Source organism: Pelorhabdus sp. sgz311002 (assembly GCF_056134285.1).
This window is the reverse complement of sequence record NZ_JBWBCL010000006.1, coordinates 1-25720: the sequence shown is the minus strand read 5'-3', so window position 1 is coordinate 25720 and position 25720 is coordinate 1. Positions and strand designations below refer to the sequence as shown.

Here is a 25720-nt window from a genome sequence, read left to right as displayed (position 1 = left end):
TATTTTTTAACCAGTGCATATAATTGCACTGGAGGTTTTTACGAATATGGGGCTTATTAGTAAAATTATCTTAATCCCGGTCATTATATGGGGATTTTTAGCTGTGCCTAATTTAAATTTAGGTGCGGATCAGGGAGAATTAAGAAAGATCATTGTGATAGATCCCGGGCATGGTGGTATTGATCCGGGAGCTAATCGACCTGGTATAGAAGAAAAGAATATTAATCTTGCGATTGCCCTTCAAGTTAGAGATCTTTTACAAAAATATAATTATAAGGTTATTATGACACGAGATATAGATCGCGAATTGAGCGACTTATGCGATAATACTAGGGTAAGAGGTCGGTATCATCGAGATCTTTACGCTAGGTTAGAAGCGATTCAAGAATCGCAGGCAGACCTCTTTGTAAGTATTCATGCAAATAGCAATAAGAATCCGGAAAAGCACGGAATTGAATGCTATTATTGGGGGAAATCTGGAAAAGGGAAAGAACTCGCTATAGCAATTCAAAAACAACTAAAAACAGTGACTCCAATTTGTAATCAGGCTAGGTCAGGTGACTTTTTCGTATTACGACGCAATAAGGTGCCTGCTGCTTTAATTGAAGTTGGGTTTATTACAAATCCAAGAGAGTATCAGTTATTGCAAGAGCCGGAATACCAGCATAAAATTGCTAATGCGATAGCTGCAGGAATTAAATTGTTTTATTCAAATTGAAGATAGTTCACATTGGATACTGAGGAATGGGATTATGAAGAAAAAACAAAAAACTGGTTAGCACTGCTTGGTTTTGAAAAAATGATGAAAAACAAAGTGTTTCTATAGCAAATGATGGGGAAAATTCAGAACGAGTTAAGTAGGATATAGCCTCTGAAATGCTTGATTTACAAAGATATTGAAGAACTTTCTAAATTCAAGAAAATGCAAGGAAAGTAAAATGTTGGTTTTTCCGAGCCGAATGAGCAATGTCATTGTTTAGCAGTTTAAAAAATGCTCATGTATGCGTTGGGGCCGTTTGGGGGGGCTTTATGTATGTAAAGAGACAAATACTATCGTCAAAGATTACAAATTTGATTATGGTTGTGTGATAACTCCCATCTTACCATTTGAGAAAAATGGTAAGATGGATTTTTTTTAACTGTTCAACTTTATTTTATTATGAAGCAAATAAAAGAAGCCACCGTAGGGCGATAAAATATTTTTAGTTTAGGATTTGTTTACATTTTTACCGTATACTTAGTGATGAGAGTGTATCCAGGAGAAAATCGGCTCAAGAATCGCAAGGAGATGATTCATACTGTGAAAATGCGAAATATATCTGTCCGAAAAAAGATTATGTTATTTAATTTTATGATGGTTTTGATTCCAGTCGTATTAATCCTGGTAATTGTCACTAGTATTGTAATTGGTTTGAGAATGTCTGGCAATGCTCGGCGCAGTGAAATTGCTTTGTTGTGGCCTGATACAGGACCTTCCTTATCGATTCAGTTGGCTGTTAGTTCTTTGCGGGCAGAGTTGGACCGGAAAAACGGGCCAAAGTTTCATGAAATTCTCGAAGCCTGTGAAGCTTTGGAGGAACAAGGAATACAAGTTGCTGTTACCGATGACAGCCAAGTATTTTATATAACAAAAGGGACAGAATTGCCATATTTGATCGAAAAAATACAAGAACGTTACAGAGGTAATGGATCGGCTTTACTTTGGGACGAAGAGGGGTTTGCTTTTCGCTATAGATCGGTGCGAAGTAATCTAGTAGTAATAGCCAGAGGCGATGTTCCATTATTGGTGCGGGGGAGCTTGTCAGAGGCGACTGCTAAAAATGTATTGGAAATTATGGCGTTGCTTGTCAGTGCCATAACGATAGCAATTATTATTGTCACGGGGGTTTTTCTTTCACGACGGTTATCACGGAAAATTGTAAAACCTTTACAAGAATTACGGCGCGCTGCCGGAGCAATCAGTCAAGGCAACTTGGACTATGCGATTTCTGTTGATGCAAAAGATGAACTTGGTATTGCCTGCCGGGAATTTGATGCAATGAGAGTACAATTGAAAGAGGCCAGACAGATACAGGAACGTTATGAGCAAAATCGCAAAGAGCTTATCGTTGGCATTTCGCACGATCTTTCTACGCCTTTGACAACAATCAAAGGCTATACCAGCGGTCTTTTAGATGGAATTGCTAATACACAAGAAAAACGAGAACGTTACCTGAGCCGCATTTACCAAACAACCTGCACGATGGAATCTTTGGTTGAACGTTTATTTTTGTTTTCTAAATTAGATCTTGGACAGGAAAATTTTTGTTTAGAATCAGTTCAGCTACAAGACTATTTCGCTGATTATATAGAAGAAAATAGAGAGCGTTTGGCAAAACGCGGCGTGAATGTTAATTTTGAAACAGACGGTCTTTGTGCCGTAGTAGCAATTGATCGCATCCAATTTCAGCGGGTCATTGAAAATATAGTAGAAAACACTATAAAATATAAGCAAAATGAGGTTGGGCAATTGATTGTTGCGCTAAAAGCAAATAATTCTAATGAAGCGATTCTCTTATTTAGCGATGATGGCTGCGGCGTTTCTGATGAAGATATTCCTAATTTATTTGAAAGCTTTTTCCGAACTGACCGAGCGCGGACGAACGTAAGCAAGGGAAGCGGCATGGGACTTAGTATTGTAAAGAAAATTATTTTGACAATGGGAGGCGCTGTTTGGGCGGAAAAGAGTAGGATTGGCGGTCTGGCTATAGGTATTTCACTGCCGATACAAGGGGGGATGGAACGTTGAAAAAAATATTAATCATTGAAGATGATGTGAGTATTGCGGAGTTAGAACGAGATTATCTGGAAGCCAATGGATTTTATGTGGAAATCACTGATAATGGAAAAACCGGATTGGAAAGAGCGTTGCTCGAAGATTATGATCTCATTATACTGGATCTTATGTTGCCGCAAGTCGATGGATTTGACGTTTGTCGCCAGATTCGGACTAAAAAAAATACACCGATTCTAATGGTGTCGGCGCGACGGGAAGATATTGATAAAATAAGGGGCTTGGGACTTGGTGCTGATGATTATGTTGTAAAGCCTTTTAGCCCCAGTGAACTGGTGGCGCGGGTTAAGGCGCATATTACGAGATATGAACGATTGACTGGCGGCGGAGATGTTGGCGGGACAAGTCTGCGTTTTGGCGAGTTAGAGATTTATCCTAAAGCACGCCGTGTAGTACTTCATGGCGAAGACGTAGTTTTAAAAAATCGAGAATTTGAATTGCTGGTATTTTTAGCAGAAAATGCCGGAATCGTATTTAGTAAAGAAACACTCTTTGATCGAGTTTGGGGAATGGAGGCTGTGGGCGATACGGCTACAGTGATGGTTCATATTAACCGCATCCGTGAAAAAATTGAACCTGATTCGACAAAACCGATCTACATTGAAACGGTTTGGGGAGCCGGATATCGCTTTCATAGATGCTAGTGATCATATATTGTAATTGCTTAGGAACAAGCTGTTTGATCTGACAAGAATCAGGTCAAACAGCTTGCTTTCTTTATTGGAAAAGTTTTAGAAATGTTTTTATTCTGTTTAGCTTTTGTTTAGATTTGCCATCTATACTGAGTTCATCAAACTGAGAGGAAGAATTAAGATGGAATGGTTTAGCATGACAGATCAAAGTATATTGTTTTGGATACAAGCGCATTTGGTTATGCCGGGAATAACCCCATATATGGTATTTATTACAAATTTAGGGGATGTAGGAGCCATCTGGATTGCCATTGGCTTAGCCTTAGTGGCCATGAAAAAATATCGTTCAACTGGCATCGCCGTGTTTATTGCTCTTGCAATTAGCTTGATTGTCGGAAATGGTATCTTAAAGCATATAGTGGAACGGTTGCGGCCTTGTATCGAGTATCCCTGGGTATCGCTGGCTATTGCAACTCCATTACCGACAGATTATTCGTTTCCTTCAGGCCATACATTCGGATCGTTTTCTGCTGCCACCGCTATCTTTTTTAGAAATAGGCGCGCGGGGCTAGCGGCGATAGCTTTGGCCGCTGCGATTGGTTTTTCCCGGTTGTATTTATTTGTGCATTATCCTAGTGATGTTTTGGCTGGCGTTGTGTTTGGGTTTCTGGCAGGATGGGCCGCTTATTACATGGGACGTTATGTTCCTTTTATCTGGCGAAAAATCAGGAGTGGTGCCATCGCGCCATTTTACGGTAGTCGAACTGTGAAGCAATAATGTAAAAGGAGGAGCTCATGGAATTATTTAATACTTTTTTTCTAGATCTGGAAAGGTTAATAGTCAGAAATTTCTATGCTATACCTTTCTAGGATCACTTCCCTGGACTGCACTGCTTTTATGGGCTGGAATTTTATTAGGAGAAAGTTGGAACGTATTGGTTATTATTGGACATAAGACTGCTATTGCTTTTGTTGGCGGAATTTTGACGATTTTATTTTTATGGTATATACGACAGAAGAGCAATAAAAAAGTCCGTTCCGATTTGAGGAGTTAAGTATGACAACGACAAGAAAACATTTGTTGCTTCTTTTTGTTTTAGGCTTAGTATTGTTTTTCTTTGGTAATTCTCTGATTGCCATTACCGATCCCGTCGAATCAAATTATACATTGACAGCATCAGAAATGCTTCGGTCTGGTGATTACCTGTCACCACGGATATATGGAAACTACTGGTATGATAAACCGGTTTTCTTTTACTGGGAATTGATCGCTGCATTTCAATTATTTGGTGTTAACGAGTTTGCGGCGCGATTTTTTCCTGCTGTTTTTGGTATTCTTGGTATGGGGATGACATATGGTTTTGCCCGGACTATTTATAATGCAAAAACAGGATTGTTTGCTGCAATTATCCTAGGAACTTCTTTTGAATATTGGCTAATTTCTAAAACAGTCATTACCGATATGACATTATTTCTTTTTTTTAATGCTGTACTTGTCTGCTTTTATCTGGCTTATAGAGGGGTTAATAAAAAGTATTACTATCTTTGCTATCTATTTGCCGGCCTTGCTGTTCTTACGAAAGGGCCTATCGGTATTTTACTCCCTGGACTCATTGTGACGGTATTTCTTATTTGCCGTCGGGATTTTGGCGAAATCAAACAGATGAAATTATTGGCTGGTACTGCCATTTTTCTTATAACTGGTGTGAGTTGGTACTATGCGATGTATCAGCTACATGGACCGATTTTTCTTGATACATTTTTAGGTGTTCATAATGTATTACGAGCTACTGTGTCAGAGCATCCGGGCTTTAATGTGTGGTATTACTATACAGCTATTTTCTTTATAGGTTTTTTTCCGTGGTGTTTTAGCCTGCCCATGGCATTTATAAAATACTGGCGTAGTAGACGATGGCCTGCTCTTGATCAGACGACTCTCTTTTTGCTGTTATGGGCAGTTCTGATCAATGGATTTTATCAATCTATGGCGACAAAATATACAACTTATACGCTGCCAGCGTTATTGCCAATTGCCGTTTTGACAGCCCGTCTTCTTTATACTCATACAAGACTTGTTAAAGGCATCGCTTGGGGAAGTATTGGCTTTTATGTGATAATCACTTGGTTTGTGGCCATTCCTTTTTGTAATAACAGTTATTCAGGCAAAGCGATTGCTGCCATTTTGAACGAGCAGATACAGTCTGGCGACATGATTGTAAGCTACGGTGACTATAAAGCATCAGCTGTTTTTTATGGGAATAGACCAGTTTATAATCTTGTCCACAAGGCGGAATTAGAGCAAGTTGCGCCAAAGGCCATGAGCTGGAGCAGTAAAAATGTGATGCCTTTCATTGCTTTCGAAGAGCTGCCGCGTGATAAAAATATCTATCTTATTCTGGATGAACGTAATTATGGACAGTTTAGTCAATACTTTCAGGCTGATGAATGGACCTATATTGCAGCCCTGCCAAAGGCAACCATTTATTTTCATCCGGCGCATTAGGAACCGTTTTCATCCGATAAGTGAGGGAATTTGTTAATGAACAAGTAGTATAGAAACATGAATAAGAAGAATTTAAGCGGTGTGGGTTTATTCTAGTCTTGATGAAAGCGATTTCACAAGGCTATTAAAATAAATACAAAAAAAGAGGGGGGAGAGTAGAATGAATATAGGAGCTGTTTCAACAGGCGGGCAGTATGCGCCGCTTCATCAAGCATTAAGCACGACCGCCAGTATGACGAGAGTCAAAGATAATGACGGTGATTACGATAATGGAACAGGTGCTGATGACGCTGTCAAATCAAAGTCTTTGCAGGCAAATGCACAACCAAACCTTGGCACAAAGGTTGACATGAAAGTATAATCCTGGCTTTTTAGTGGTGGAGAAGAATTCTTCTTCACCACTAAATCTATTAAAAGGGATGCGAGGGATTTTTCAAAGTAGAAAGAATTTTATTGATGGAGGTGAAGCGTATGGATTCGTTGCTTAAAATTGTTGCTATCGGGTTAGAATTTGCAGGAAAACGCATCATAGACTCTCTGTCTTTTCAGGTAAACTGTGGTGACATAGTCGTCGTAATGGGAAACTCAGGCTCAGGTAAAACATCTCTGTTTCGTATGATTAATTTATTGCAAAGTCCTACGTTAGGCAAAATTTTTTATCGGGAGCAAGATATTTTATCTTATCAGCCAACAATGCTTCGTCGGGAAATCGGATATGTTTTTCAAAAGCCATACCTTTTTGGCAATTCTGTTATGGATAACTTGATATATCCTTATCAACTGGCCAAACAAAAGCCAGATGAGGAAGAAATCGATCAGTATTTACGAGAGGCTAATTTGCCAGAGAGCATTAAACTGAAGAAAAATCATGACCTTTCTGGCGGAGAGCAGCAACGTATAGCATTGATTCGTTCGCTTTTGATTAAGCCTAAAGTTTTACTTTTAGATGAGGTGACTTCTTCGCTTGATGAGGAAAATACGCTTGCTATTGAACAACTCATCCGAAAACAGCATGAACAGCGTCAGATGACAATTTTGTTTATTTCGCACAGTTTGCAACAAGCAGAACGGTTGGCACAAAAAATATTGTTTATAAAAAATGGCCATCTCCACTTTTTTGGAAGCAAAAGTGATTATTTTTTAGGAAGAAGGTGCCCGCATGAGTGATACTTCTCTAGCCATGACTTTCAGTTTGATTATCCTGACTCTAGGGCTATCTTATAAAAATAAAATTGGCTTGGAAAAAGAAATTATTGTTGGTAGTATTCGGGCAGTTTTACAACTCACTTTAATCGGATTTGCGTTAACTTATATCTTCCATTTGAATAATTATGGAGTTACAACAATTCTCTTACTGATTATGATTTATAATGCCGCGACTGTTGCAGCGAAGCGCGGGCGCGGTATTCATCATGCTGTAAGGATTGCTTATATTTCTTTGTTTATCGGTCTAGTTGTTACATTGGGAAGTTTGCTTTTGTTTGGGGTTGTTACGTATCAGCCTAGTGAAGTAATTCCAATTAGCGGAATGATTGTAGGGAATTCTATGGTTGCAACTGGTCTAGTTTTTAACAGTTTGAGGGAAAGATTCGAAAAACAAAGAGACGAGATAGAAATTAAATTGTGTTTGGGGGCTACTGCGAAACAGGCTTCGCTGACTATTATCAGGGATACGGTTCGAACTGCTATGTTACCAACGGTTGATTCGATGAAAACTCTAGGAATTGTGCAGTTGCCAGGTATGATGACCGGCCTTATTTTAGCGGGAGTAGCACCGGTGAACGCTATTAAATATCAAATTATTGTCGCGTTTATGTTAACCGGAGCAGTGTCTGTTACTGCTTTTTTGGCAAGTTTTTGGGCTTATAAAACATTTTTCAATAAATTGATACAACTGAAATCAGATTCGTAACTCAACGAAATATGTTTCGTATAAAGATATTAAATTGTTAATGGGTGATCTAAAGCTGGTTTATGCTGCTATTGATGAACAAACTGCACTATATCAACTTGATGCATTTGATGAAAAATGGAGTGGTAAATACCCCCAAATTGCGCTGTCCTGGCGAGCGAATTGGGTTCATTTATCTACTTATTTTAAATATCCACAAGAAGTAAGAACGCTAATTTATACCACAAATGCAATAGAAAACTTTAATCGTTAGTTTCGTAAGGTTACGAAGTCTAAATCAGTTTTCCCCACGGATGACAGCTTGCTAAAAATACTGTATTTAGCAATGATAGATATTATGAAAAAATGGACAGGCCGCCGTAGAGACTGGGGGCAAATTCATTCCCAATTAGAAATATTTTTTGCTGACAGACTTGAATGACTTGACAGTGAGGAACTTTTTCGTATAATGCAAACAAGGGGCAACCAGTCCAGATGACTGTTTTGCCCCTATAAAAGCATATGCTCTTTTTATACCAATTGGCGTTTGCACAAAATGAGGGATACTCCCCAAATTGTACTTAAAAAGCTGTTTTGGGTTATGAAGAGCATCTTAAATAGGAGCAGCCAGACATCAACTTATTTCAATTGTTGTGATTGCTTTTAATGAGCAGGACAATATATAAGTGTTCTATCAGGAAGTATGTAATCACATGAAATCCTTGCCATATGATTTTCAACTAGTATTTTGTTCGTCAGAAGATAGTAAATTTCAAATGTAAGATGGCTAATTTAACCATTGTTTTTTGCCGCAGAATATAGGGCTTAGCGACTTGTCTAAGCCCTATATTTATTTCATTTTTCTTTGAGATAAAACGTAATTTGAAACACTCTGTTTAATATCTTTGAACGTATTCAATTAAAAATAAAACTGACACCGTATAAAAAACGATGCCAGTTTGCGTAATTTCAAGTTATTCTACCTCGGGGAGTTTTATTTTTTGTACGTTGCTTCTGGTTTAGTTCAGCTAGTTACGAGGGTTCGATTCCCTTCACCCGCTCCAGAGTAGATTTAAGACTTTACGGAATTTCCGTAAGGTCTGTTTTTTTGCGTTTATACCTTATTTGCACCTTATTGCGGAAAAATGGATAAACACGATGAAAAATAGGGTAGCGGTTTAAAATAGAATTTTGATTATGTTTTAGTTTCTAATGGTGAGGGATTTTTATATATTTGACAAAGAAAAAACGGCGAATTAGGAATTTCGCCGTTTTAAATACTTTGTGTCATTCCGATAGAATCTATAATTGAATTACTAAAGAATGATAAGTAACCTATTATATGACTTATAAATACCCAGAGCACTTCGCTTACAATTCAGCGTATTCTGCTTGGCCCGCCGTATATTGATTGCCGCCATTACAGTCGATCACAACCGTTACGGGAAAGTTCTCAACTTCAATCACTGCAAGTGCCTCAGGCCCTAAATCAGCATAGTCAATAATACTATAACTTTTTATACGTTTAGAGTTTAGAGCGCCAGCGCCGCCAATTGCTGCAAAGTAAACGCATCCATGTTCTTTCATTGCATTTATAACTTCCTTAGAACGTTGACCTTTGCCAATCATGCCTTTAAGACCCTGTTTTATTATCATAGGAGTGTATTTATCCATACGACTGGAAGTGGTTGGTCCGGCCGCTCCTATGGCATGGCCTGGCAAAGCCGGACTCGGTCCCATATAATAAATAACTCCTTCAGTAAAATCTACTGGTAAGGGTTCTCCGGCCTTGTTTGCTTCCATCATGCGCTTATGGGCAGCGTCCCGGGCAACAAATATTTTACCGGAAATTAATACCTCATCGCCGGCCTTAAGAGAACGAGCAACTACTTCACTTAAAGGAATCGAGACTTGAATACTTTGGCTCACAGTGTACTACCTCCTATAATATCATTTCAACATGTCTTATTGCATGGCAATTTAGATTCACTGCTACTGGCATTGAGCCAATATGGGTAGGCGCCCATTCAATATTTACTTTTAAAGCTGTAGTTTTTCCGCCTAGCCCCTGTGGACCTACTCCGGTTTTATTAACAAGCGTTAATAATTCATCTTCAAGTGCGGCATACTGTGGATCAGGATTTCGACTTTCAATACTGCGGATTGCAGCTTTTTTTGCACATAAAGCGGAATATTCAAGAGAACCGCCAATACCAACTCCAACTAAAAAGGGCGGACATCCGGCAGAACCTGCTTCTTTTACCGTATCTAAAACTACCTTTTTGACTCCTTCAATTCCATCGGCAGGAACAAGCATTTTGACGACGCTTTTATTTTCGGCACCAAATCCTTTAGTTGCTAACTTGATTTTTACTTGTTCACCAGGAACAAAATTTGTGTAAATAATGGCAGGGGTATTGTTTTTTGTATTTACTCGAGTAAATAATGGCTCTGCAACAACGGATTTACGTAAAAAGCCTTCTGTATATCCTTGGGCAACGCCTTGGTTAATCGCGTCTTCTAAGCTACCGCCAACAAAATGAACATCTTGGCCCACTTCTAGAAAAAAGAAGGCAAGACCGCAATCTTGACAGAGCGGTATTTTTTCATTGTGGGCAATTTCGGCATTTTCTCTTAACAATCCCAAAATATTTTTTGCTACTGCTGATGGCTCTGTTTCTCGATATTTTTCAATTGCCTGGCAAACATCAAGTGGAAGCTCTGTGCCCGATGTTTTAATCATTTGGCACACCAGCTTTGTAATATCTGCAACTTGGATTTCTTTCATTTATAAGCCTCCTATGATTTTCCGTATTATTTATGTTTTACTACCATAGACCTAAGAATTTCCACCATGCACCGCCAATGACAAGCCAGATTAATACATTTACTGTGGTGAGAATAAAACCAAGCCGCCACCATTCAGCTTGTGTTACGTAGCCAGCGCCAAAAAGAATTGGTCCGGCGGCGCCACTGTAGTGGGTCAAAGGAATCATAACATTAGATAAGAAGGCAAATCCCAATGCGGCGAGTAAAGGCGGTACACCTACGCCAACGGAGATGGCAAGAAAAGCTGCATACATAGCGCTAATATGGGCGGTAACACTAGCAAAACCATAATGAGAATATACATAAATGACAATCAAAATAATAAAGGCTGTAAGCCAGGGGAAGTTAGCTGTTGCAATTGCGGCGCCTGCGGTTTTGGCAATCCAGGCGATAAAACCGGATTTTGCAAGTTCTGTTGCCAAAGCGACCAGCGAACCCATCCAAAATAAGGTATCCCAAGCTCCCTTTTCCGAAAGGATATCATCCCAGCGGAGAACTTGAAAAATAACGAGTACAGATACGGCACACATGGCTACAACGGTTGCATCAAGCTTGGTAATTTCTGCTGTGGCCCACAGTAGCATGGCGCCGATAAATACGAAGGCCACGACTTTTTCTATTTTTGTCATAGGACCCATTGCTTTTAGTTCGTTTATCGCTAAATCTTTCGCATCAGGCATCTGTTTTAATTCTGGCGCGCAAAGTTTGTAAAGCAAGTAGGGGATTAGCAGCAGTGAAATAAGACCAGGAACAACGGCTGCGACAGCCCAGTTTGCCCAAGTAAGCTGAATACCGATTGTTTTAGAAGCCAGCTCTACTGCTAATGGGTTTCCTGCCATAGCAGTCATAAACATAGCACAGGTAATTGCATTGGCGTGATATTCCACTAGCATGATGTATGCGCCGAATTTACGTGCTGTAGCACCAGGTTCAGATCCCAGTGCTGAAGACAAACTTTTGATGATCGGAAAAATAATTCCGCCTGCCCGAGCTGCACTAGATGGAGTTGCGGGAGATATAATAAGATCGCTAAGGGTAATTGCGTAACCTAACGTCAAAGAAGACTTACCAATAAGCTTTATAACAACAAAGGCTATTCTTTTACCCAAGCCGCTTTTTATAAAGCCTCGGGCAAATAAAAATGCTGAAACAATCAGCCACATAGTCCCATTACCATAACCCATTAGGGCATCATTTACTTTAAGCGTTCCCGACAAAGCCGAAAAAGTAACTGCAATCAAAGCAATTGCCCCAATTGGCAGAGGCTGGAGAATATAACCTAAAATCGTAGTAATAAAAATAGCAAATAAGTGCCAGGCTTTTACACTTAAACCTGCCGGAGCGGGCAAGAACCAAATAATAGCACCAATTGCTAAAACGAGTAATCCCTTGCGTATAGTTCCGTTCATTTTAATATCCCTTCCTTATTGACTTCCCAGCATTTGTGCTGTAAGCCAGCTAACTTTGATGCTAAATAGATCATTATACAGGCTGATTTGCAGCTATTCACATGGCTTTTATGTCGTTACTTAGACCTCCTTACCGAATATAAATCTCACTTGCTCCATGAAATATGCAAAGAGCAATTATCTTGTTTAATGTTAACAGTTTAAAAATCATCAGTGAATTAAGAGTAATTTATTATTTTATAATCTTAATTTATAAAATAATAAATTGAGATTATAAAAACGCTTTAACTATATTTTTATATATACACTTAGTCGTTTTATCACTTTTTACAACGGTTCATAAATTTTATTTATTTTATTATAAAATTATCTTATCGCGCTTTTTTCTTTTAATGACAGCACCTATGATAAAATGAAATATATCACGTCAAGGAGCAGTAAACATGGAATTACGACAACTGGAATATTTTCTTATGGTAAGTAAGACCAATAGCTTTACACGAGCTGCAGAACGTCTTTACGTATCACAACCTGCCGTGACCACTGCGATTCGTAGCTTGGAAGAAGAACTTGGCATCCAATTATTTGACCGTAATCAAAAGCAGGCTTTCTTGACCGCAGAAGGACAGGTATTTTGTAAGCATGTTGAAACTATCATAAGCGGAGTATCAAAAACTATTTTCGAAATAAATGAACTAAAAAATCTTAATAGTGGTGTTCTGACAATTGCTATTACGCCGATTTCTGGTTTGAAAACAATTTCTACCATTTTCAAAGTGTTTCGAGAACGGCATCCTAATATTCAGCTCGTTTTTATTGAAGAAAACGTTGTGACAGTTCAAGAGTTATTAATAGAGGATCGGGCTGATCTTGGAATTATTATTTTAGGTGAGAATGATAATTTGCTTGATTATACGCTTCTCACTTCACAAGAATTAGTAGTTTGTTGCGCCAAAGATCATAAATTTAAGCGCAAGAACTCTATTTTTCTTGATGAATTAGTAGATGAGCCACTTATTTTATTTTCTCAAAACTGTTTGTTGCGAAACCTGGTTATTAAGGAATTTGAGAAACAAAATACACTTCCGAGGATTGCTTTTGAATCTAATCACGTACAAACAATTAAAAGCCTTGTGGCTTGTAACGCCGGTCTTGCTATTTTGCCGCAGGATTTATGTGATAGTTCCCTTGTCACAATTCAAATAGAGACTTCTTTATCGATTGATTACGCAATTGCCACTAAGAAGAATCGGTATCTGTCGCATGCAGGGCAGGCTTTTCTTGCTGTAGTTAACGAAATATTGGTTTAAACTTAAACGATCTTTCACTTTTAGTTTGTAAAGGAGCAGCCACATGGAATTAAAAATAGCGGTATTTGCCAGTGGACAATTAATTGCGCAAGAGGTCGTCAATATAATACAATCCATTATAGATGAGAACCTAATGATCCAAACTTACTTTACACCTGAAATGGTAAACAGGCCGGAGGCTGACATCTATATCTGTACGCCAACCCAAGTTCACCTTCTACAAAAATTAATTCCTAAAGAAGAGATTTTTACAATAGATCTGATGCCAAACTCAAGATTTTTTATTGATGTTGCTCGTATCCCTAAAAACGAAGACGTATATATATTTAATAATTATCTTAAATATATAAATGCGCTCATTAAGTATTGCAAAAAAATTGGCATTGATGGTGTCAACTTTATCCCTATTGCTTATTGGGAGTTGTCAGAAGAAGAAGTTGCTTCACGGATTCAGTGCGCAAAATATATAATTGGCGTTGACCGTTTTGTGGGAGAAGGCGGTCTTTTGTCGCCAACGTATCGTTCTTATCTTCGAAAAGATGTTACTATTATTCCCGCAGTACGCGCCATATCTGTTCCATCAGCGTTAAATCTAATCAAGTGTATTGCTGAAAATTTTCATTATCAAATTGCTGAATCCATAGATGCAATTAAAATTAAACTCGCAAATAACTCTTCGCCCGAAACAATCGTGAAACTTCGCGATGAAGTTACTCAACTGGCCATTGCTAGTAGTAAAATCAAAGATAGCATTCAAAGTGCAGTTATTAAATCAGTTCTGAAAAATATATCTGCCCAAGCTATGATATTGGACTCCTCCCCTGATGTAGTTTCACTTGAAACTCTGTCAATGAACGAACTTTTAACTATGGTTACAGATGCAAACTTCATGCTCAAATTAATAGCCAAGAAGCTGACACATCTAAGCTAAAGCTCTATAAGGATTAATCTAGAAACACTGAGAAACTAGAAAACGCCTGCTTTATAATGAATTTCATTATAGAGCAGGCGTTTTCTAGTTATTATTGATCCATTCAGTGACAACTTGAAATGCGTTGGCATCTCTTCAAACAAGGTAAAAATGATAGATTACGATTTATTATCTCAGCGGTTTTTGATATTGTAGCAGTTGGTGATCATACCGTAGCTTTGTCTACTATGATCATGACACGCCACAGTGGTATAATTAATATGAAGAAAACACTAAATGTAGGTGTATGGGTGATTTGGGGCAATTGTTTTCTTGCGGTTTTCTTATCGATGGTAATCATGGTGTTCTTATGGCAGTTTCTCTACTGGTTGTAGTAAATATACTTAGCAACAGTAGGTGATTTGCTGCTGAAAATATGAAAAAAAGGGGATAAGAAGATGACCGATCAAGCACTAAATAAAGAGCAATCTCAGGTAGTAAGAGTAAAAACAGCGAACAAAATTGCAATTATTACAATGAATCGACCCAAAGCCATGAATGCGTTGAATCAAGACATGGTGAATCAATTGCTTTGTACCTTACAGGAGGTAGAAAATGATCCGATTATCAGGACTGTTATACTGACTGGCGAAGGTCGGGCTTTTTCCGCTGGTGGTGACTTAGAATACATAAATAGTATTACTGACCCGATTGCCGCCAGAAAATTTATTTCAGAAGTAGGGGAAATCGTAACACGAATAATGACCATGAAAAAACCAGTCATTGCTATGGTAAATGGGGTAGCTGCTGGAGCTGGCTTTAATTTGGCATTAGCCTGTGATATCGTATTTTGTGCCGAATCTGCTCGATTTGCCCAGAGCTTTGTGAAAGTTGGACTTATTCCCGACTGTGGCGGCTTGTATTTGTTACCACGGATCGTTGGGATGCATAAAGCGAAAGAACTGATGTTTACTGCTGACCTGATTCATGCGCAAAAGGCATTAGAATTAAACATTATCAATAAGATCTTTGCCGATGCTGAGCTTGAAAGTAAGACGGTTGCCTTTGCTGAGCAGTTAACTAATGGTGCCCCAATTGCACTTAGTATGGTAAAATCAATGGTTAATCGCTCTGGCAATCTGGATTTGGCAAGTGTGTTGGAATTGGAATCTGATTTGCAAACGATTTGTATGCAAACGGAAGACCATAAAGAAGGCGTTAAAGCCTTTAAGGAAAAACGGCTGCCAATCTTTCAAGGAAAATAGCTTGTAATGGAGTAGCGCGTGGCATTGCAGTACATCTCTGTATAACAGAGGATAAGGAGTTGTAAAATGAAGGTTTATATTCTCATGGGAAGCCCAAGGAAAAACGGGAATACCATAGCGCTATTGGAGCCATTTATGGCGGAATTAGAGCAGAACCACGTCGAGCACACTCTGACTTGGCTTCATGAAACACAAATTGAGCCTTGTATTGCTTGTCGAATTTGCCAAAAGGATTGGGGGATTTTCGGCTGTCATTATAAGGATGATGTACAAGAAATTTTCGATAACATTCTTGCTTGTGATGTGATTGTGCTAGCGACGCCAATCTACTCATGGTATTGTACGCCGCCCATGAAAGCTTTATTGGACCGGATGGTGTATGGTATGAATAAGTACTATGGTGAGAAGGTTGGCCCAGCGCTTTGGAGTGGAAAACAGTTAGCGATCATTGCCACTTGTGGATATCGGCCTGAAAAAGGCGCTGATTTGTTTGAAGAAGGGATCAAACGATATTGTAAGCACTCGCAATTACAATATATGGGGATGCTAGCAGAGAGAGATTTAGGTTATCAATCGGTGTTTATGAATGAGGAGAAAGCGCAACATTCCCGTCAGTTTGCACAAAAGATGATTAGTCTAGCTTGAATATGACTTCAGCGGGAATAGATCATATGCGGAGAATAATTGATTATATTCATCAATTATCAGAGCGGCTATTCCATGCTGCTGGAAAATGAATGTTTGGGAATCGGGGTATGGTTTTATGAATGGAACAGAGCGAAGAAATATTAAACCAGGATCAAAGGTTAAAGTGGTACAAAAGATTCATCAAAGAACCGGGCAATTAACCGAAGGCATAGTAAAAGATATTCTCACGAATAGTGCCGTGCATCATCGCGGAATAAAAGTACGGCTGATCGATGGAATTGTCGGGAGAGTTCAAGAAGTAATCGATTAGAAGAATTTTCTCGTTATAAATGATACTCAGAGGTGTATTACTTCTGAGTATCATTTTAAGTTTTTTGCAAGAAATATTGTTGTAACATTTGGATTAGATTGCCCATAACCCAATATAAACCAAGTCCGGCGGGGAAATTCATTGTCATGTAGCCAACGAAAAAAGGCATGATGAGCAGCATTACTTTACTTTGTTCATTGGAAGTTGTTGCAGGCAGGCTTTGTTGCGAAGAAAAATAGGTTGTCAGAGCTGCTAATAAAGGTAAAATGTACAAGTGATCATAGCCAGATAGCGTTTTGATCCAGAGAAACCCGGGATGACTTACATAGTTATAATTACGCAGCGCATAGAACATACCGCTTAAAATTGGCATTTGTACGAGAAGCGGTAAACAGCCTGCGAGCGGGGTTATTTTTGCTTCTTTATATAAAAGAGAAATTTCTTTTTGTAACTGTACTTTGTCATCTTTATATTTTTCCTGCAAAATTTTTAATTGAGGATTTAATGATTTCATTGCGTTCATAGATTTTGTTTGTTTGGCTGCTAACGGAAATAAGATAGTTTTTATAACGAGTGTTAATAAAATGATGGCGATGCCATAATTAGGGAAGCCGAGGCTTAACGTGATATTATAAAAAAAGGTTAGCAGAGATTGCATAAATTCAATAAAATGATCAAACACATATTTCACATCCTTTAATGTGGTACATTCAATAGTAATCTTATGAAAGAGCTTATTCGCCATCGAACAAACAACTCCTTTATTATTGCAAAGTTGTTTGATTTACAAATGATAAGCCTACTTTAGTAATAACCGAATAAAATTTTGTCTGACAGGCATTTCCTAGATTTTTAGGAAATGCCTGTTTTTTGCGCGAATAGAAAACCCCACGCTAGGCGTGGGGTTTTAGAGATCCATACTGCGGTACTGACACAGGTCTATATGTCATCAGTAGCAAAGGTTGTTTTTATATATTCGATAAAAGCTTGAACTGCCGATAATTCCAAGGAATCGGCATGATATAGAAGCCAGGTACGTCGTTTGAGCGGCGTACCATCTTTCCAGAATAGATGTTGTACGAATAGATCATCTTGTTTAGGCAAACCAATTTCAGGAAAGACAGCCCAGCCAAGTCCGTTTAAGACCATTTGACGGCAAGTATCCATGCTATCAACTTCCATATTGATAAGCGGTGGAACGGCAAAAATCTGTCGCCACCACTCTTCAATCATTTTTTTTAGTGCAGAGTCTGTTCCATACGTAATTTGTGGTTTTTTCGGTAAATCCTCTAACGTAAGCGGCGAGGGGGATACAAGACAGATCGGCTCTTCTCGAATCAAATATTTTTCAGTATCCCAAGCAAAGTCACCGCGAACAATGGCGATTGAGATTTCTTCGGTTTGCAGCAAGCGGTTAATTTTTTGACTGAGTCCTGTTTTCAAAGAAATATCCACCAAAGGATACATTTCTAGGAATGTTTTGAGAAGTCGCGGTAACTCGTAGTAAGCAAAGATTGCCGAAGAGCCAAGACGTAAAGTCCCTTGTACCTTACCAGACATATCTTGAATTTTTTCTTTTGCAGCTCTAAACTCCAGAAGCATTTTTTTTGCATAAGCAAGAAGATATTCACCTTCGGGGGTTAGTGTGACGCCGGTCGAATTCCTGGAGACGATCTTCGTAGCAAATTCTTTTTCAAGTTGTTGCAAACGATACGTCATTGAGGGCTGTGCAATAAACAAGCGATTGGCTGCTTTCGTAATATTTTTTTCTTCAGCAATAATTTTTAACATAAGCCAGTCTTTTTCATTCATAAGACATACCTCGCTTTATCTCGATCGAAAAAATCTATGAGGATTAATAGAAATGAAATATTTTATATATTTTAATTATTGTACTACAATCAAAATCAACAGGCAATGTCCTATTTATTATCTGAATACTGTTTTCAGAATAAATTGTTTTTTTGATCATGAAAAATGAATGGAGGCTGGGAAATGGGAAAAAATTTAGTAGAAAAAATCATTGGTGCACATCTTGTCTCGGGAGAGATGACGCCAGGCAGCGAAGTTGGCATTCACGTAGATCAGACCTTAACGCAAGATGCCCTTGGTACCATGGCATATTTACAATTTGAATCTATGGGGATTGATCGAGTTAAAACGCTTTCAGTATCGTATATTGATCATAATACGTTGCAAGACGGTTTTGAAAATGCTGATGATCATCAATATTTGCAGACTGTAGCCGATAAATATGGGATTAAATGTTCTAAGGTCGGAAATGGTATTTGTCACCAGATTCATGTAGAAAGAGTGAGTCGTCCCGGTGAAGTACTCATTGGTTCAGACAGTCATACGCCTACTTCTGGTGCGGTAGGAATGTTGGCGATTGGTGTTGGTGGTCTTGATGTTGCTGTAGCGATGGCAGGCGGTCCTTTCTATCTTACTTACCCCAAAGTTATCAGAGTAAATTTAGAAGGAAAATTGCAGCCTTGGTGTTCGGCAAAAGATATTGTGCTCGAAATGTTGAAAATTCTCACTACGAAAGGGAATGTGGGAACATTAATTGAATATGGCGGCACTGGTCTAGCTCATCTTACCGTACCAGAGCGGGCAACGATTACGAATATGGGAGCAGAAATGGGAGTGACGACTTCTATATTCCCAAGTGATGAATTGACTCATACTTTCTTTAAAGCGCAAGAGCGCGAAGGCGATTGGCAAGAACTAAAACCTGATGCAGATGCTAAGTATGATCAGGTGATTAATTTGAATCTTGCAGCAATTCAGCCTAATGTCGCTTGTCCTCATTCACCTGATAATGTAAAAACGATCCGAGAAATTGAAGGATTAGAAGTGAATCAAGTACTTGTTGGCAGCTGTACGAACTCCTCCTATCGTGATCTGATGATGGTTGCCGCTATGCTAAAAGGCAAAAAGGTACATCCCAAAGTAAGCTTCGGCGTTGCACCAGGAAGTAAGCAGGTTCTTGCGATGATTGCTGAAAATGGTGCACTTGGTGATTTGATTGCAGCTGGAGCGCGGATTTTAGAAACGGCCTGCGGGTTTTGTGTTGGCTGTGGGCAGGCCCCGCAGACAAAAGCAGTATCCCTTAGAACCAATAATCGTAACTATGAAGGGCGCAGCGGCACGAAAGATGCAAATGTGTATCTAGTAAGCCCTGAAACAGCAGTGGCTGCTGCATTGACAGGAAAAGTTACGGATCCTCGTGACTTAGCGCTTGATTATCCGCAAATTGTACTGCCGGAAAAATATCTTATTGACGACAGTTTGATGATTGAACCATCCTGTCAGTCTGATATCGAAGTATTTCGCGGACCCAATATTGGTGAGCCGCCGAAAAATACACCTATGCCAGAAACGCTGACAGCGAAAGTTTCGATCAAGGTAGGCGATAAGATTACTACCGATCATATTATGCCTGCTGGACCTTATTTGAAATATCGCTCGAATGTGCCTAAATATTCGGGATATGTATTTTATCATATAGATCCGACTTTTTCGGAAAAATGTAAAACTAATAAACAATCAGGATTTGATTCAGTCATCGTAGCCGGATTAAGTTATGGACAAGGTTCTTCTCGGGAACATGCAGCACTTTGCCCGATGTATTTAGGCGTTCGCCTGTTGTTAGCCAAGAGCGCTGAACGAATTCACTCCGCTAATTTAATTAACTTTGGAATTTTGCAGCTGACCTTTGTGGATGATGCCGATTATGACCGCTTGCAAGACGGCGATGAGGTTGTAGTAGAAAACGTCTATGAAGCCGTCCAGTCAGAATTGATTACGGTGCTTAACAAAACACAAGGTTATAGCTTTAAAACAAGATGTTTGCTGACAAATCGCCAAAGAGAGATCGTGCTTAGCGGAGGTCTGTTGAATTACGCTGCTAAGGGCGGAAAATAAGCATCGAAGGATGTGGACAAATGAAAGAGTATGTAAAAATCCCAGCATTATATATGCGTGGCGGCACCAGTAAAGGTGTTTATCTAATGACGAAAGATTTGCCGAAAGATCCTGCGAAGCGTGATGAAGTCATTTTGGCGATTTACGGTAGTCCTGATATTCGCCAGATTAACGGGATGGGCGGGGCTGATCCTTTAACAAGCAAGGTAGCTCTTCTTAGTGTTTCCGAGCGCGAAAATGTGGATATTGACTACACTTTCGGTTATGTGGGGATTCAGGATCGCGTTGTCGATTATGAAGGGAATTGTGGTAATATTTCGTCAGGCGTAGGGGTTTATGCTATTTTACAAGGTCTTGTGAAAGCAGTAGAACCTATCACTTCTGTTAGGATTTACAACACAAATACAAAGAAAATTATTGAAGCATCGATCCCTGTGAAAGATGGCGAGGTTGTTACAGAGGGTGATTATGCAATTGACGGCGTGCCAGGAACAGGTGCTAAGATTGTACTCAATTTTTTAAATTCCGGTGGGGCAAAAACAGGAAAGTTGTTGCCAACAGGGAATGTGGTAGATGAAATTACGTTAAAAACAGGGAAAAAGGTACGAGTTAGTTTAGTTGATGCTGCCAATCCTTCTATATTTGTGAAGGCGGAAGATATTGGGCTTACTGGCTTGGAGTTGCCCCAGGATACGGAAACAAATCCGGAAATTTTAGCGATAATGGAAGATTTGCGTACGACAGCTGGTGTCATGATGGGACTTGCTGATAGTAAAGAAAAAGTTGGCCCAGCTGTACCTAAAGTTGCTTTTGTAGCTGCACCTAAGACGTATAAAACGACTACAGGAGCTGAAATACGCGCAGAAGAGATTGACTTGGTTGCTCGTACTAAGGCAATGGCTGTGCTGCATAAAGCGTATGCTGTCACTGGCGGAATTTGTGCATCGACAGCTGCTTTGATTGACGGGACTGTAGTCAATGAAATTGTAAGTGAAACAGCGAAAAAAAGCGGAATTGTCCGTCTAGGCCATCCGTCCGGTGTGCTAGGCTTTGAAATCGAGCTTCTAAATGAACAGAAAAAGTGGAATTTGGTCAAGGCTGGGGTCAGTCGTACAGCCAAGCCCATAATGGAAGGTTTTGTATACGTTTCACGCAAGGTTTTTCATGGTGAAGAGCCAAAATAAAAAGTGAATTGTAGGAGGAAAAGGCATGTCGGAAGTTATAAAAAAGAATCCCTATAAGCCAATTCATATTGGTATTGCGTTAGCTATATTAATCGGTATCGTTTTGTTGCCAAATCCTGATGGTTTGTCAATTGCAGGGCACAGAATGCTTGGAGTCCTTGCTTTTGCTGTGTATATTTGGATTTCAGAAGCAATGCCTTTTCCTGTTAGTGGTATAGCAATTACTTTTTTAATGATTATGCTGCTTGGATTATCACCGGAAAAAGGCGTTTCCGGTAAACTTTTAGGAACTGGGAAAGCGATTCCTATGGCTATGTCGGGTTTTGTGAATTCGGGCTGGGTCTTGGTTGCTGCCGGACTTTTTTTAGCAGAAGCTGTTCGGTTTACCGGGCTCGATCGTCGAATCGCTGTTAATATTCTGCGAGTTGTTGGGACAGAACCGAAGAAAATTATTGGCGGCATGATTATTGCCGGATTTTTACTGTCTTTTATCATTCCATCGATTGCGGCGCGGGCGGCAGCTTTGATTCCAGTGGCATTAGGTCTTATTACTGCGCTGAAAGTAGATAAAAAAAGTGCTTTTGCCAAGCAAATTATGTTAGTTACTGGCTTTACTGCAGCGATCACTGGCGGGACGGTTTTGACGGCAGGTGCACCAAATCCATTTACAGTAGGTCTGTTAGCCAGTCAATTGAATCACACAATTACTTGGTTAGACTGGTTTATTTATGCTGGACCGTTCACTGTGGTTCTGGGAATTATTATGTATGTGCTGGTTATTACCATGAATAAGTTTGAAAAGTTAGAAGGCGGCGAGGCGCTCATTACTAAGTATATGACCGAGCTTGGACCGATGACTTCGAAAGAAAAGCGGATTGGTTGGATTTTTGCGTTTACTATTTTGCTTTGGGGCACTGAGCATACCCATCATATTGATGCAAATACGATTACCGTATTTGCAGCATTGCTAATTTTCCTGACACAGGTGGCTACCTGGAAAGAAATGAGCGATCGCGTTGGCTGGGGTACTTTAGTTTTATTTGGTGCCGGTATTACGATCGGAGAAGTGCTTCTTAAGACGGGTGCTGCGGCCTGGGCTGCCAATGCTGCCCTGGGGCATATGGGGCTGCAATCGATGAGTGCTGCCATGATTCTTGCCACTATTTCGGTGCCGATTATCGTCATTCGTGTTGCTTTTTCTAGTATTGTCGCATTAGCAGCCATTGTTGTACCTACCATGCTCGGCTTATTGACTAACTTTAATAATCCTGATATTCCTATCTGGAGTGTCACTTTAATATCGTCATTTTTGGTTTACTTTTCCTTCTTATTGCCAGTTAATACGCCGGCAACCCTGTTGACTTATTCTACGGGGACCTATGAACAAAGTGATATGCTTAAAATTGGCATTCCGCTTACTTTATTAGGTTTGGGAGCGTATATTTTATTTGTTAACACCTATTGGCATTGGCTGGGATTAATTTAATTCATTAATAGTAGGGGCTTTATGCCCCTGCTCTTTTCATAGTCGCTAAGAGAGAGGATTCGTTATGAAAATAAACACTGTGCGTATTCGTCTTCTCATTTTATTTATACCGCTTTTTGCGGTTTCTTTTATTGTGCTTTCCGGTACTAGTTATTATTTGGCTATGAAAGCATTAGAACAAAGTAATCGAGAAGTTATCAATTCCATTGATTCCGATTACTCCAATCAAGTGAAAACACTTATTAGTAAACGGGTCACTGAACTAGAAGATTTGGCTTCGCAGGAAGCGATTCAAAAGAATACCGATTCAGCTAAAGTGGTAAGTATTTTAAAGGAAATGAAGCAGCGTACTGGCGATTTTGATAATATTAACTGTTTGCAGCCTAGTGGCAAAGGTGTCAGGTTTGATGGATCCACTACGGATGTATCTGATAAAGAGTATGTAAAAAACGTTGTAAAAACTCATAAACTATATATTTCTGATCCCATGTTGACAAGGGGAACAGGAAAGCTGGGCCTGATTATTGCAGTGCCAGTCATCGAAAACGGCATGTTGACTGGGATCGTTACAGGCAATGTATCACTAGAGCATGTTACAAGTTTAATTCAGGATAAGAAGGTTAAGGAAACTGGCTTTATTACTATTTTAGATCAACATGGCATTATTATTTCTCATGCACAAAAGCCAGAATTGAATGGTCAGATCAATATTACGAAAAAACAAATTGATCCGAGTTTTAAAACTGTTTTGCAAGAAGTAGATGAGCGGATGCTTGCTTTATTTCATGAAGCGGAGCAGGGACGACAAAGTAGTGGTCAATATACAAACTTTGATGGTGTAGTGCATCATGGGATCGCATCTTCAGTAGATTTAGGTGGCGGACAAAAATGGGTAGTTTTTGTTTCGGCACCAGAGCAGGAAATCGCAGCAGCAACGAATCAACTATCGCGTGTTCTACTAGTGATTTCTGCAATGTTTTTGCTATTGTCGGTTGCATTGATTGTTTTTTTCAGCAGGAAGTTTTCTTCGCCGATTCGCGAAATTCGCGATGAGTGTCTATTATTGGCTAAAGGCGATTTTAGAAGTCGGGAAGTAAAAGTTCAATCTCATGATGAAATTGGACAGCTTAGTACAGGCTTTATTACTATGAAAAATAATTTAGGTAACTTAGTCGGACAGGTACAGGACAAGTCGGATCATTTGGCGGCGGCAAGTGAAGAGTTTCTTGCCAGTGCGCAACAATCTTCCGAAGCTTCGTTACAAGTTGCTGAATCTATCACAAAAATTGCAGCAGGAACCGCCGATACAGCAGTATTGTCTAATAAGATTGCCACAATTACGCGGCAAATTGCTGAAAGGACAGAGCAGATTTCTTCTGCAAGCGACGCTATGGTTGATATAGCCCGTAATACATCGCAACAGGCAACGCGAGGTACTGTTGCTGTAGAAGAAGCTGTTGCACAAATGCAGCAAATTGGCAAAGGTTCCGAAGAGGTAGAACAAGCTGTTGCTAAATTGGCCGAAGGTTCGATGGAGATTGGTAATATTGTCAATTTGATTTCTCAAATTGCGGGACAAACGAACTTATTGGCTTTAAATGCAGCGATTGAAGCAGCAAGAGCCGGTGAACATGGTCGTGGTTTTGCGGTGGTTGCCGAGGAGGTTCGGAAATTAGCCGAAGCTTCTAACCAAGCAGCGCAGCAGATTGGCGCTTTGATTCAAACGAATCAGCAAAATATGAATCAAGCTGTCGTAACAATGGAGTCTGGAACAAAAGGAATTCGGCGAGGGATTGAAGTGGTAACGTCAACTGGAACAACTTTTCAGGAAATTGTCCAATCCATTGTGGTATTGTCACGACAGATTACAGAATTCTCAACAGCCATTCATCAAGTTACCGAACATAGTAAAGGGTTAGTTGATCTTGTGTGTGATATAGATCGAATTACGAAAGACAATGCAGCTGAAACAGAAACGATTTCTGCAGCTGCCCAAGAACAAGCCGCCGCTTTAGGTGAGATTGCCGAAGCAAGTCGTTCTTTAGCTCAATTAGCTGGCGATTTAAGTGAAAATGTGAATCAATTTTTAATATGAAGTTATAAGAATTTTAGTATGAATATGGAGGGATCGAAGTGAGTCAAATTGTACAAATGGCGGTTGCCGGCACGATGGAGTCCAATGATATTTATATCACGGTAGCGCCAGCGACGGCAGGAGCAGGTCTCGCAATTGAACTGACCAGTCCGGTATTGAAACAGTATGGTAAACAGATCAAAGCGGTTATTGAAGCCGTACTTGCCGAAAATGGTGTTACAGAAGCAATCATTAAAGCCAGTGATAAAGGCGCTTTGGATTGCACAATACGGGCACGACTGAAAACAGCTCTTAATAGAGCAATGAAGTGAGGTGCGAGTAGTGGAAAAACTGAGAAGAACAATGATGTTTGTCCCTGGCAATAATCCAGGAATGCTGCAAAATGCTGATATTTATGGCGCCGATACGATTATTCTTGATTGTGAAGACGCAGTCTCTATTGCCGAAAAAGATTCGGCACGTAATTTAGTGTACCATGCCATAAAAGA

The 25720-nt window shown here is 39.6% G+C and carries 25 protein-coding genes; 20 read left to right on the top strand and 5 right to left on the bottom strand.

Features of this window, described 5'->3' with window-relative positions; genetic code table 11:
- Positions 1-46 precede the first annotated feature (46 nt).
- The 9 genes from AC0NJP_RS10575 (at position 47) to AC0NJP_RS10535 (ending at position 8133) form a co-directional block, all read left to right on the top strand.
- A complete protein-coding gene (locus AC0NJP_RS10575) occupies positions 47-718 on the top strand; it encodes an N-acetylmuramoyl-L-alanine amidase family protein (protein WP_474039829.1) in 672 nt (223 codons plus the stop codon).
- Between the two features lie 588 nt (positions 719-1306).
- Complete coding sequence (locus tag AC0NJP_RS10570; protein ID WP_474040065.1) at positions 1307-2788, top strand: sensor histidine kinase; 1482 nt, start codon at positions 1307-1309, stop codon at positions 2786-2788.
- Complete coding sequence (locus AC0NJP_RS10565) at positions 2785-3477, top strand: response regulator transcription factor (RefSeq protein ID WP_474039828.1); 693 nt, start codon at positions 2785-2787, stop codon at positions 3475-3477. The genes AC0NJP_RS10570 and AC0NJP_RS10565 overlap by 4 nt, the downstream gene beginning before the upstream one ends.
- Positions 3478-3646: 169 nt before the next feature.
- Complete coding sequence (locus AC0NJP_RS10560; RefSeq protein ID WP_474039827.1) at positions 3647-4243, top strand: phosphatase PAP2 family protein; 597 nt, start codon at positions 3647-3649, stop codon at positions 4241-4243.
- Positions 4244-4522: 279 nt separating this feature from the next.
- Positions 4523-5968: an ArnT family glycosyltransferase gene (locus AC0NJP_RS10555; RefSeq protein ID WP_474039826.1), complete on the top strand. Its 1446-nt coding sequence runs from the start codon at positions 4523-4525 to the stop codon at positions 5966-5968.
- 160 nt (positions 5969-6128) lie between these two features.
- A complete protein-coding gene (locus AC0NJP_RS10550) occupies positions 6129-6329 on the top strand; it encodes a hypothetical protein (RefSeq protein ID WP_474039825.1) in 201 nt (66 codons plus the stop codon).
- A gap of 110 nt (positions 6330-6439) precedes the next feature.
- The gene (locus AC0NJP_RS10545; RefSeq protein ID WP_474039824.1) at positions 6440-7135 is read left to right on the top strand and encodes an ABC transporter ATP-binding protein; all 696 of its coding nucleotides are present in this window, start codon (positions 6440-6442) and stop codon (positions 7133-7135) included.
- Positions 7128-7880, top strand: coding sequence for an ABC transporter permease (locus AC0NJP_RS10540; RefSeq protein ID WP_474039823.1), 753 nt, complete (start codon positions 7128-7130; stop codon positions 7878-7880). The genes AC0NJP_RS10545 and AC0NJP_RS10540 overlap by 8 nt, the downstream gene beginning before the upstream one ends.
- Before the next feature lie 40 nt (positions 7881-7920).
- Positions 7921-8133: a transposase gene (locus AC0NJP_RS10535; RefSeq protein WP_474039822.1), complete on the top strand. Its 213-nt coding sequence runs from the start codon at positions 7921-7923 to the stop codon at positions 8131-8133.
- Between the two features lie 1097 nt (positions 8134-9230).
- Here the strand turns inward: AC0NJP_RS10535 and AC0NJP_RS10530 are convergent.
- Genes AC0NJP_RS10530 through AC0NJP_RS10520 form a run of 3 tightly spaced genes read right to left on the bottom strand, consistent with a single transcriptional unit; the run spans position 9231 to position 12097 of the window.
- Positions 9231-9788, bottom strand: coding sequence for a Fe-S-containing hydro-lyase (locus AC0NJP_RS10530; protein WP_474699772.1), 558 nt, complete (start codon positions 9786-9788; stop codon positions 9231-9233).
- 13 nt (positions 9789-9801) lie between these two features.
- Positions 9802-10647, bottom strand: a complete 846-nt coding sequence (locus AC0NJP_RS10525) for a fumarate hydratase (protein WP_474039820.1) — start codon at positions 10645-10647, stop codon at positions 9802-9804.
- A gap of 40 nt (positions 10648-10687) precedes the next feature.
- Complete coding sequence (locus AC0NJP_RS10520) at positions 10688-12097, bottom strand: anion permease (protein ID WP_474039819.1); 1410 nt, start codon at positions 12095-12097, stop codon at positions 10688-10690.
- A gap of 443 nt (positions 12098-12540) precedes the next feature.
- Between AC0NJP_RS10520 and AC0NJP_RS10515 the strand changes: the two genes are divergently transcribed.
- The 5 genes from AC0NJP_RS10515 (at position 12541) to AC0NJP_RS10495 (ending at position 16540) form a co-directional block, all read left to right on the top strand.
- Positions 12541-13407 (top strand): LysR family transcriptional regulator, encoded by an 867-nt coding sequence (locus AC0NJP_RS10515; protein WP_474039818.1) that lies wholly within the window; start codon positions 12541-12543, stop codon positions 13405-13407.
- 43 nt (positions 13408-13450) lie between these two features.
- Positions 13451-14338, top strand: a complete 888-nt coding sequence (locus AC0NJP_RS10510; RefSeq protein ID WP_474039817.1) for a hypothetical protein — start codon at positions 13451-13453, stop codon at positions 14336-14338.
- A gap of 437 nt (positions 14339-14775) precedes the next feature.
- Positions 14776-15582: an enoyl-CoA hydratase/isomerase family protein gene (locus AC0NJP_RS10505; RefSeq protein ID WP_474039816.1), complete on the top strand. Its 807-nt coding sequence runs from the start codon at positions 14776-14778 to the stop codon at positions 15580-15582.
- 66 nt (positions 15583-15648) lie between these two features.
- Positions 15649-16227 (top strand): flavodoxin family protein, encoded by a 579-nt coding sequence (locus tag AC0NJP_RS10500; RefSeq protein WP_474039815.1) that lies wholly within the window; start codon positions 15649-15651, stop codon positions 16225-16227.
- Positions 16228-16345: 118 nt separating this feature from the next.
- Positions 16346-16540: a YwbE family protein gene (locus AC0NJP_RS10495; protein ID WP_474699771.1), complete on the top strand. Its 195-nt coding sequence runs from the start codon at positions 16346-16348 to the stop codon at positions 16538-16540.
- Between the two features lie 55 nt (positions 16541-16595).
- On the opposite strand, the gene AC0NJP_RS10490 is transcribed toward AC0NJP_RS10495, so the two are convergent.
- Entirely contained in the window at positions 16596-17285 is a 690-nt protein-coding gene (locus AC0NJP_RS10490) for a YidC/Oxa1 family membrane protein insertase (RefSeq protein WP_474039813.1), read from the bottom strand.
- 194 nt (positions 17286-17479) lie between these two features.
- A complete protein-coding gene (locus AC0NJP_RS10485; protein WP_474699770.1) occupies positions 17480-18352 on the bottom strand; it encodes a LysR family transcriptional regulator in 873 nt (290 codons plus the stop codon).
- Positions 18353-18535: 183 nt separating this feature from the next.
- Between AC0NJP_RS10485 and AC0NJP_RS10480 the strand changes: the two genes are divergently transcribed.
- The 6 genes from AC0NJP_RS10480 to AC0NJP_RS10455 form a co-directional block, all read left to right on the top strand.
- Positions 18536-20467 carry an aconitate hydratase gene (locus AC0NJP_RS10480; RefSeq protein ID WP_474039811.1) on the top strand — a complete coding sequence of 644 codons (1932 nt, stop codon included), beginning with the start codon at positions 18536-18538 and terminating at the stop codon, positions 20465-20467.
- 20 nt (positions 20468-20487) lie between these two features.
- Positions 20488-21651: a PrpF domain-containing protein gene (locus AC0NJP_RS10475; protein ID WP_474039810.1), complete on the top strand. Its 1164-nt coding sequence runs from the start codon at positions 20488-20490 to the stop codon at positions 21649-21651.
- A 25-nt stretch (positions 21652-21676) separates the two neighbouring features.
- Positions 21677-23137 (top strand): SLC13 family permease, encoded by a 1461-nt coding sequence (locus tag AC0NJP_RS10470; protein WP_474039809.1) that lies wholly within the window; start codon positions 21677-21679, stop codon positions 23135-23137.
- Between the two features lie 64 nt (positions 23138-23201).
- The gene (locus AC0NJP_RS10465; RefSeq protein ID WP_474699769.1) at positions 23202-25232 is read left to right on the top strand and encodes a methyl-accepting chemotaxis protein; all 2031 of its coding nucleotides are present in this window, start codon (positions 23202-23204) and stop codon (positions 25230-25232) included.
- 38 nt (positions 25233-25270) lie between these two features.
- On the top strand, positions 25271-25543 hold the full coding sequence (gene citD, locus AC0NJP_RS10460; RefSeq protein ID WP_474039806.1) for a citrate lyase acyl carrier protein: 273 nt from the start codon (positions 25271-25273) through the stop codon (positions 25541-25543).
- A 10-nt stretch (positions 25544-25553) separates the two neighbouring features.
- Positions 25554-25720, top strand: a 167-nt coding sequence (locus AC0NJP_RS10455; RefSeq protein WP_474699846.1) for an aldolase/citrate lyase family protein, incomplete at its 3' end; no start/stop codon positions are given.